The organism is Kitasatospora sp. NPDC059817, from assembly GCF_042731835.1.
Classification (GTDB): domain Bacteria; phylum Actinomycetota; class Actinomycetes; order Streptomycetales; family Streptomycetaceae; genus Kitasatospora.
The window spans coordinates 1-8597 of sequence record NZ_JBHWIR010000141.1 but is presented as its reverse complement, the minus strand read 5'-3'; the positions used below and the strand labels follow the sequence as shown (position 1 = coordinate 8597).

Sequence of the window (8597 nt, the reverse complement as noted above, 5' to 3'; positions counted from 1 at the left end):
GGGGGGCCACCCCAACGCTGTCCCGGCCCGCCCTGGGGCTCCCCGGGGGGGCCGCGCCCGGGCCCTTGCGCGCCCGCCGCCGTGGGGGCCATGGGGGCCGGCACCCGCCCCCCTTCGCCCGCATTCCCCCGTATTCGCCCGCTTCGATCGGGCAAGCAGGTGAACTACTGGTGGGTAGCGGGGCCACACGCTGAGACGGGACCGAGGCCAGCGCGGCCCCGGGGGCCGGGGCGGTTAGGCTCTGGTCGTAACGACTCCGCAATCGTCCCGCCGGCAGCACCCAACGTCAGCCGGACCCTGCTTCCGCAAGGAGATGCCTCGTGCCGTCCATCGATGTCGTCGTAGCCCGTGAGATTCTCGACTCGCGTGGCAACCCCACGGTCGAGGTCGAGGTCGGCCTCGACGACGGCAGCACCGGTCGTGCCGCTGTCCCGTCGGGTGCCTCCACCGGCGCCTTCGAGGCGCTGGAGCTGCGCGACGGTGACAAGAACCGCTACTTCGGCAAGGGCGTGGAGAAGGCCGTCCTGGCCGTCATCGAGCAGATCGGCCCGGAGCTCGTCGGCTACGACGCCACCGAGCAGCGCCTGATCGACCAGGCCATGCTCGACCTGGACGCCACCCCGGACAAGTCCTCGCTCGGCGCCAACGCGATCCTGGGCGTCTCGCTGGCCGTGGCGCACGCCGCCTCCGAGGCCAGCGACCTGCCGCTGTTCCGCTACCTGGGCGGCCCGAACGCGCACGTGCTGCCCGTTCCGATGATGAACATCCTCAACGGCGGTTCGCACGCGGACTCCAACGTCGACATCCAGGAGTTCATGATCGCCCCGATCGGCGCGGAGTCCTTCTCCGAGGCCGTCCGCTGGGGCGTCGAGGTCTACCACACCCTCAAGGGCGTGCTGAAGGAGCGCGGCCTGTCCACCGGCCTCGGCGACGAGGGCGGCTTCGCGCCGAACCTGGACAGCAACCGCGAGGCCCTGGACCTCATCACCGAGGCCATCCAGAAGGCCGGCTACGTGCCCGGCCGCGACATCGCGCTCGCCCTGGACGTCGCCGCGTCCGAGTTCTACGAGGACGGCGCCTACCAGTTCGAGGGCAAGGCCATCTCCGCCGCCGAGCTCATCGAGTACTACGCCGAGCTGGTCGACGCCTACCCGCTGGTCTCCATCGAGGACCCGCTGGACGAGTCGGACTGGGACGGCTGGAAGGCCATGACCGTCAAGCTGGGCGACAAGGTCCAGCTGGTCGGCGACGACCTGTTCGTCACCAACCCGGCCCGCCTGGCCAGGGGCATCGAGACCGGCACCGCCAACGCGCTGCTGGTGAAGGTGAACCAGATCGGCTCGCTGACCGAGACCCTGGACGCCGTCGAGCTGGCCCAGCGCAACGGCTACCGCTGCATGATGTCGCACCGCTCCGGCGAGACCGAGGACGTCACCATCGCCGACCTGGCCGTCGCCACCAACTGCGGCCAGATCAAGACCGGCGCCCCGGCCCGCTCCGAGCGCGTCGCCAAGTACAACCAGCTGCTGCGCATCGAGGAGATCCTCGACGACGCCGCCGAGTACGCCGGCCGCGGCGCCTTCCCGCGTTTCCGTTCCGCGGAATAGCAAGCACAGCCGCTCCGCGGAGTAGCAAGCACAGCCGCTCCGCGGAGCAGCAAGCTCAGCCGCTCCTCGGAGCGGCGAGCACGGTCGCTCCGCCGACCGGTGAGCACGCCTGACCGGTGCCCCGCCGTTCACCCCGTAGGGTGGACGGCGGGGCACCGTCGCGACCAGGAGGGGAACGGGAGATGGCAGGCTGGAGGATCCCGGGCTTGGCGGCCCGGCCTCGCTTCACGAGCCGGGCGACCGTCCTCGTCCTGGTGCTCTGCTCGCTGGTGGCGATCCTCGCCTACCCGACGCGGCAGTTCATCTCCCAGCGCGCCGAGATCTCCGCCCAGCAGGCGAAGGCCGACCGCTCCCGCCAGCAGGTCGAGCAGCTGCGCCGGGAGAAGGCCCGCTGGCAGGACCCCGAGTACGTCAAGGCGCAGGCCCGCGCCCGGCTGCACTACGCGATGCCGGGGGAGACCCCGTACATCGCGGTGGATCCGGCCGGTCCGGCCGCCGCCCGGCCCTCGGCGTCCGCCACCGGTTCCGCTGCCGCCGCCGGCTCGGCCGCCTCCGACGGCGCGTCCGGCGGCTCGGCGCGGGCCGCCAAGCCCTGGTACGCCAGCATCTGGGACTCGGTCGACGCCGCCGACACCACCGACGCCGCCGCCCCCGCCTCCCCCCGTCCGCTCCCACCGTCCCCCGCTGGAGACACCTCCCCCCATGACCACTGAGAACCACCCCGCCGTCTCCGACGCCGACGTCGCCGCCATCGCCGCCCAGCTCGGCCGGGTGCCGCGCGGCCTGCGCGGCGTGGCGCACCGCTGCCCCTGCGGCAACCCGGACGTCGTGGAGACGGCCCCCCGACTGCCGGACGGCACGCCGTTCCCGACGCTGTACTACCTGACCTGCCCCAAGGCCGCCTCGCTGATCGGCACCCTGGAGGCGGACGGCGTGATGAAGGAGCAGACCGCCCGGCTCGCCGAGGACCCGGAGCTGGCCGCCGCCTACCAGAAGGCGCACGAGGACTACATCGCCCGGCGCGACGCCATCGAGGTGCTGGAGGGCTTCCCGAGCGCCGGCGGCATGCCGGACCGGGTGAAGTGCCTGCACGTGCTGGTCGGCCACTCGCTGGCGGCCGGCGAGGGCGTCAACCCGCTCGGCGACGAGGCGATCGGCCTGCTGGAGGACTGGTGGGCCAAGGGCCCCTGCGTCTCCCCGGCCGAGGTCGAGGCCGCCGGTGGGCGGGTCGCCCGCAACCGGGCCAAGGAGCAGGACCACCAGGCCGTGATCGAGGCCAAGCAGCAGAAGGCCGCCGAGCGCGCCGCGAAGAAGCGGGCCGCCGAGGAGTCCGACCCCGGGGAGTCCGCGTGAGCATGACCCGGGTGGCCGCGATCGACTGCGGCACCAACTCGATCCGGCTGCTGGTCGCCGACCTGGACCCGGCCACCGGGGAGATCACCGACCTCGACCGCCGCATGATCATCAACCGGTTGGGCCAGGGCGTGGACCAGACCGGCCGGCTGCACCCGGACGCGCTGGCCCGCACCTTCGCGGCCTGCCGCGAGTACCGGGAGGTCATCGCCGGGTTCGGGGTCGGCCCGGAGCGCACCCGCTTCGTCGCCACCAGCGCCTCGCGGGACGCCGAGAACAGCGACGAGTACGTCGAGGGCGTGCGCGCGATCCTGGGCGTCGAGCCCGAGGTGGTGAGCGGCGAGGAGGAGGCGCACCTGTCCTTCGTGGGCGCCACCAAGGAGCTGACCGGCGGCCAGTTCCCGGCGCCGTACCTGGTGTTCGACCTCGGCGGCGGTTCGACCGAGTTCGTGCTGGGCGGTGCGGACGTGCAGGCGGCGCGCTCGGTGGACATCGGTTGCGTCCGGCTCACCGAGCGGCACTTCGGCGGCGCCGAGCTGCCCTCGCCGGAGCAGATCGAGACGGCCCGGGCGCACGTGCGGGCCGAGCTGGACAAGGCCGAGGAGGTCGTCCCGCTGCGCGGCGCGGCCACCCTGGTGGGCCTGGCCGGGACGGTCACCACGGTGTCCGCGATCGCCCAGGACCTGCCGGCCTACGACTCGGCGGCGATCCACCACTCGCGGATCGGCCGGGAGCGGGTCGCCGGGATCGCCCGTGAGCTGCTGGGTGCCACCCACGCCGAGCGCGCGGCCATCCCGTCGATGCACCCGGGCCGGGTGGACGTGATCGCGGCCGGCGCGCTGGAGCTGCTGGAGATCATGGAGCGGACGGGCGCGGCCGAGGTGGTCGTGAGCGAGCACGACATCCTGGACGGCATCGCCTGGAGTATGGCCTCCTGACCTCCTGCGGGCCTTACCCGACCGGCCCCGGCACCCCTTTCGGGGGTCCGGGGCCGGGGCGCGCCCGGACCGGTGCGGGAAAGTTCGTGAATTTCTTCACATGGCGATCCAGTCATTCGTCGCACCCGCTCGCCCGCTACGTCCGAAATGTGGGACCGAAGGTCTGCTCGCCGTGACGACCCCTGGATCGCAGGTCAAGCCTCGGTTGAGGTTTGAAAATCGAAATCACGAGCGGGAACCCGGGTGCCGTACGGATCGTTGCTGCTCAGCAGGGTGGTATTCCGGCGTGCGCCCACGAGGGGGCGCCCAAGGCCGTGAGCCGACGCGCTGGGCCCGGATTTGCGGCCGCGCAGTGTAGCACGGGGTGTCCAGAAGCTTGTGACCGGGCTCACGAAGGCTGCTCCGGACGGTGCTGGATACTTTCGGATATGAGCACCACGGAGCGTCCTCGCATCCTCATTGTCGGCGGTGGTTACGTCGGCCTGTATGCCGCGATGCGCATCCTCAAGAAGATGCGTTACGGCGAAGCGACCGTCACGGTCGTGGACCCGCGGTCGTACATGACGTACCTGCCCTTCCTCCCCGAGGCGGCCGGCGGCAACGTCGCGCCCCGCAACCTCGTCGCGCCGCTGCGCAGCGCCCTCAAGAAGGCGGAGGTGCTCACCGGTGCGGTCACCGGTGTGGACCACGCCCGCAAGGTCGCCACCATCCAGCCCGCGGCCGGCGACAGCTACGAGCTGCCCTTCGAGTACCTGGTCGTCGCGACCGGCTCGGTCTCCCGCACCTTCCCGATCCCGGGTCTGGCGGAGCACGGCATCGGCATGAAGACGGTGGAGGAGGCCATCAGCCTCCGCAACCACGTCATGGCCCAGCTCGACAAGGCCGAGTCCACCGCCGACGAGGAGGTCCGCCGCAAGGCCCTGACCTTCGTCGTCATCGGCGGCGGCTTCGCCGGTGTCGAGACGATCGCCGAGGTCGAGGACATGGCGCGCGACGCCGCCAAGATCTACAAGACCGTCAGCCGTGACGACATGCGCTTCGTCCTGGTGGAGGCGGCCAACCGCATCCTCCCGGAGATGGGCCCGGACCTCGGTCTGTGGACCAAGGAGAAGCTCGAGGAGCGGAAGATCGAGGTCTACATCGAGACCTCGATGGACTCCTGCGTCGACCAGCACGTGGTGCTGAAGAACGGCCTGGAGATGGACGCCTCCACCATCGTGTGGACGGCCGGCGTGAAGCCGAACCCGGTGCTGGCCAACTTCGGCCTGCCGCTGGGCCCGCGCGGCCACGTCGACACCGCGCCGACCCTCCAGGTCCAGGGCTTCGACTACGTCTGGTCCGCCGGCGACAACGCCCAGGTCCCGGACCTCGCCTCCGGCGAGGGCGCCTGGTGCCCGCCGAACGCGCAGCACGCCGTGCGCCAGGCCGCCGTCCTCGGTGACAACGTCATCTCGGGCATGCGGGGCTTCCCGCAGAAGAACTACGAGCACAAGAACCTCGGTGCGGTCGCCGGCCTGGGCCTGCACAAGGGCGTCGCGATCCTCTTCGGCAAGGTCAAGCTGAAGGGCCGCCTGGCCTGGTGGTTCCACCGCGCGTACCACGGCGCCATGGTCCCGACCATGAACCGCAAGGTCCGGGTCTTCACCGACTGGACGCTGGCCATGTTCCTGAAGCGCGAGATGGTCGGCCTCTCCCAGATGGAGCAGCCGCGCCTGCCGATCCAGGAGGTCACGGCGCCCACGAAGCCCGTGGAGGCCGCCAAGCCGGCCGCCGAGAAGGAACTCGCCAGCAAGTAAGCGACTGCGACCCCGGTGTGGGAGCACCGGGGTATGAGTCGGAGGCCCTCCGCCCGGCAGTGTCGCCGGACCACGACCTCCGTGGTGCTCAGCCGGCCGTGCGACCGGGCGGAGTACAGAAGTAGAAGGGCCCCTGCCGAAACCCTCCGGCAGGGGCCCTTTCTCGTCGTCCGCCCGCTGGGCGGGCCCGTGAGGGGCGGTCAGTCGGTCTTGATGCTCTCCAGGATGTCCAGCTTGGACGCCCGGCGGGCGGGCCAGATCGCGGCGACCAGGCCGACCACCCCGGCCAGGGCCAGGAACAGCGCCAGCTGGCCGAACGGCAGGACGGTGGTCAGGCCGCTCAGGCTGGACTTCAGGGTGCCGTTGATCGCCCAGGCGATGAAGCAGCCGAGCAGCAGGCCGATGCCGGCGCCGAACAGCGAGATCACCACGGACTCCAGGCGGACCATCCGCTTGATGCCCCGGCGGTCAAGGCCGATCGCCCGCAGCATCCCGATCTCGCGCTTGCGCTCGAAGACCGACATCGCCAGCGTGTTGATCACGCCCAGGATCGCGACCAGCACGGACATCGCCAGCAGGCCGTACATCAGGTTCAGCGCGAAGGTGATGGTCTGGCTGAAGTCGTCGCGGACGTCCTGCTTGGACTTGACGTCGATCACCGGGTTGGCGCCGGTGGCGTCCTTGAGGGACTGCTTGAGCGCGGCGGTGGCGCCGTCCTTGCCCTTGACCAGGACGTCGGTGATGTAGGGCTTCGCCTCGTGCTTGGCGACCTCGCTGTTGGCCAGCAGGGCCGAGCCGAGCATGCCACCCTTCTCGTACACGCCGCCGACGGTGAGCTGACCGGTGGACTGGTCCGGGTAGGAGACCGCCATCGTCGAGCCGGCGGTGACGTGGAGCTTCGTGGCGAGCTCCTGGTCCACCAGGACCTTGCCCTGGCCGAGGGCGGCGGTGGCGCCGCTGGTCAGCTTGACCTCGGCGAGCTGGTCGAAGGAGCCGGCGTCCATGCCGGTGATCGCCACGCCGGTGCCGTCGAGCTCCCACCTGGCGGTCGTCACCGCGGAGGAGGCGGCCACCCCGGGGGCCTTGGCGATCTCACCGGGCACCTGCTCGGACAGGCTCATGTGGTTGGCGCCCGAGACCATGTAGTCGGACTTCATCGAGCTGGTGACGGCCTTGTCGATCGCGCCGCCGACCGAGGCACCGATCACGGTGAGGCCGCTGACCAGGGTCAGGCCGATGGTGAGCGCGGCGGCGGTGGACGCGGTGCGGCGCGGGTTGCGGACCGCGTTCTGCTGGGCGAGCTTGCCCGGGGTGCCGCCGAGCCCGCGCAGCAGCGGGCCGATCAGCGCGACCACCGGGCGGGAGAGCAGCGGCAGCAGGACGAACACGCCGATCAGGGCGAGCAGGGCGCCGAGGCCGACCGGCAGGCGGCCGCTGTCGTTGCCGGTGGAGGCGCCGAAGCCGATCAGCGCGAGGCCGCCGGCGGTGAGCGCCGAGCCGATCGCGTTGCGGACCAGCAGGCTCTTCTGGCTGGTCGGCTGGTCGCCGCTGCTCATCGCCGCCACCGGGGCGATCCGGGAGGCGCGCACGGCCGGCAGCAGGGCGGACAGCACCGTCACCAGGACGCCGACGGCCAGGGTCACCGCGATGGTGAGCGGCTTGATGACCAGCGTGCCGTGCGGCATGTTCTCGTTCAGCTGGCTCATCAGGGCCTGCATGCCGGCGCCGATCCCGATGCCGGCGAGCAGCCCGGCCAGCGCCGCGACGGTGCCGATCGCCAGGGCCTCGACCAGCACCGAGCGGGTGACCTGCTTGCGGCTGGCGCCGATCGCCCGCAGCAGCGCGAGTTCCTTGGTGCGCTGGGCGACCAGCATGGTGAAGGTGTTGGCGATGATGAAGATGCCGACGAAGAGCGATATCCCGGCGAAGACCAGCAGCATGGTGCGCATGCTGTCAGTGGTCTTGGTGATCATCGCCTGCTCGTCGGCCTTGAGCTTGGCGCCCGTCTCGACGTCGAAGTGCTGGCCGGACGGCACCTTGGGCTGGACCTGGGCGAGCAGCGCGTCCTCGCTGGTGCCGGGCTTGGCGGTGAGCACGATGCTGCTGAAGTGGCCGGGCTCCAGCAGCAGCTGCTGGGCGGTGGCGCGGTCGAACAGGGTGAGGGTGCCGCCGCTGTTCACCACCGGGTCGTCGGTGGTGAAGACGCCGGTGAGCTTCGCCTCGACCACCGGGCCGTTGATGGCGATCCGGACGGTGTCGCCGATCTTGTAGCCGGCCTTGTCGGCGGTCTTGCGGTCGAGGGCGATCTCCTTGCCGTTCTTCGGGCCCTGACCCTCGGCCATCGGGTAGCGCGGGTCCTTGCCGTCCGCGGCCGGGGCGAAGTTGGCGCCCTTGGCGGCCCAGAACTGGCCGATCAGGTTGCCGCTCCGGTCGGCGACCCCGGTGAAGCCGCTGACCACGCCGCGGGCGTTGGCGGTGCCCGGCAGGGCGGCCAGCTGCTGGACGGTGGCGTCGGTGAGCGAGGCGTTGCCGCTCTCGCTCTTCTGCTTGGCGCCGGCGCGGGAGCCGGCCGAGTAGTCCACGACCTGGACCGAGACGTCCGAGTAGCTCTTGGAGTTGTTGTCCCGCATGGCCTTGCCGAAGGTGTCGGAGAAGACCATGGTGCCGGCGACGAAGGCGGTGCCGAGCATGACGGCCAGCGCCGTCATGAGGAGTCGGCCCTTGTGGGCCAGCACGTTGCGCAGTGCGGTGCGGTACATGGGGTGTCCTGGGTTTCGCGTAGGGGCGGCGGCTGGGCTGGCTGGCCCTGGCTGGCGGGATGCTCTAGCTGGTGCGGCCCTTGGCGTCGAAGCGGCGCATGCGGTCCAGGACGGTGTCGGCGGTGGGGTGGTGGAGTTCGTCGA

At 71.3% G+C, this 8597-nt stretch carries 6 protein-coding genes and 1 pseudogene; 5 read left to right on the top strand and 2 right to left on the bottom strand.

Annotated elements, in window-relative coordinates; all coding sequences use genetic code 11:
* Positions 1–320: 320 nt before the first annotated feature.
* The 5 genes from eno to ACFV61_RS25810 all read left to right on the top strand — a co-directional run bounded on the left by eno (position 321) and on the right by ACFV61_RS25810 (position 5694).
* Positions 321–1607, top strand: a complete 1287-nt coding sequence (eno, locus tag ACFV61_RS25830; RefSeq protein ID WP_363588371.1) for a phosphopyruvate hydratase — start codon at positions 321–323, stop codon at positions 1605–1607.
* Between the two features lie 206 nt (positions 1608–1813).
* Positions 1814–2320, top strand: a complete 507-nt coding sequence (locus ACFV61_RS25825; RefSeq protein ID WP_063348033.1) for a septum formation initiator family protein — start codon at positions 1814–1816, stop codon at positions 2318–2320.
* Positions 2292–2960, top strand: coding sequence for a DUF501 domain-containing protein (locus ACFV61_RS25820; protein WP_079136261.1), 669 nt, complete (start codon positions 2292–2294; stop codon positions 2958–2960). Before ACFV61_RS25825 ends, ACFV61_RS25820 begins: the two co-directional genes overlap by 29 nt.
* Positions 2961–2962: 2 nt before the next feature.
* Positions 2963–3898, top strand: a complete 936-nt coding sequence (locus ACFV61_RS25815) for a Ppx/GppA phosphatase family protein (RefSeq protein ID WP_063348031.1) — start codon at positions 2963–2965, stop codon at positions 3896–3898.
* Between the two features lie 428 nt (positions 3899–4326).
* A complete protein-coding gene (locus ACFV61_RS25810; protein ID WP_063348030.1) occupies positions 4327–5694 on the top strand; it encodes an NAD(P)/FAD-dependent oxidoreductase in 1368 nt (455 codons plus the stop codon).
* A gap of 200 nt (positions 5695–5894) precedes the next feature.
* Here the strand turns inward: ACFV61_RS25810 and ACFV61_RS25805 are convergent, their stop codons facing one another.
* Positions 5895–8453: an ABC transporter permease gene (locus ACFV61_RS25805; RefSeq protein WP_380494124.1), complete on the bottom strand. Its 2559-nt coding sequence runs from the start codon at positions 8451–8453 to the stop codon at positions 5895–5897.
* A gap of 64 nt (positions 8454–8517) precedes the next feature.
* Positions 8518–8597, bottom strand: a pseudogene (locus tag ACFV61_RS25800) (ABC transporter ATP-binding protein); the annotation flags it as partial.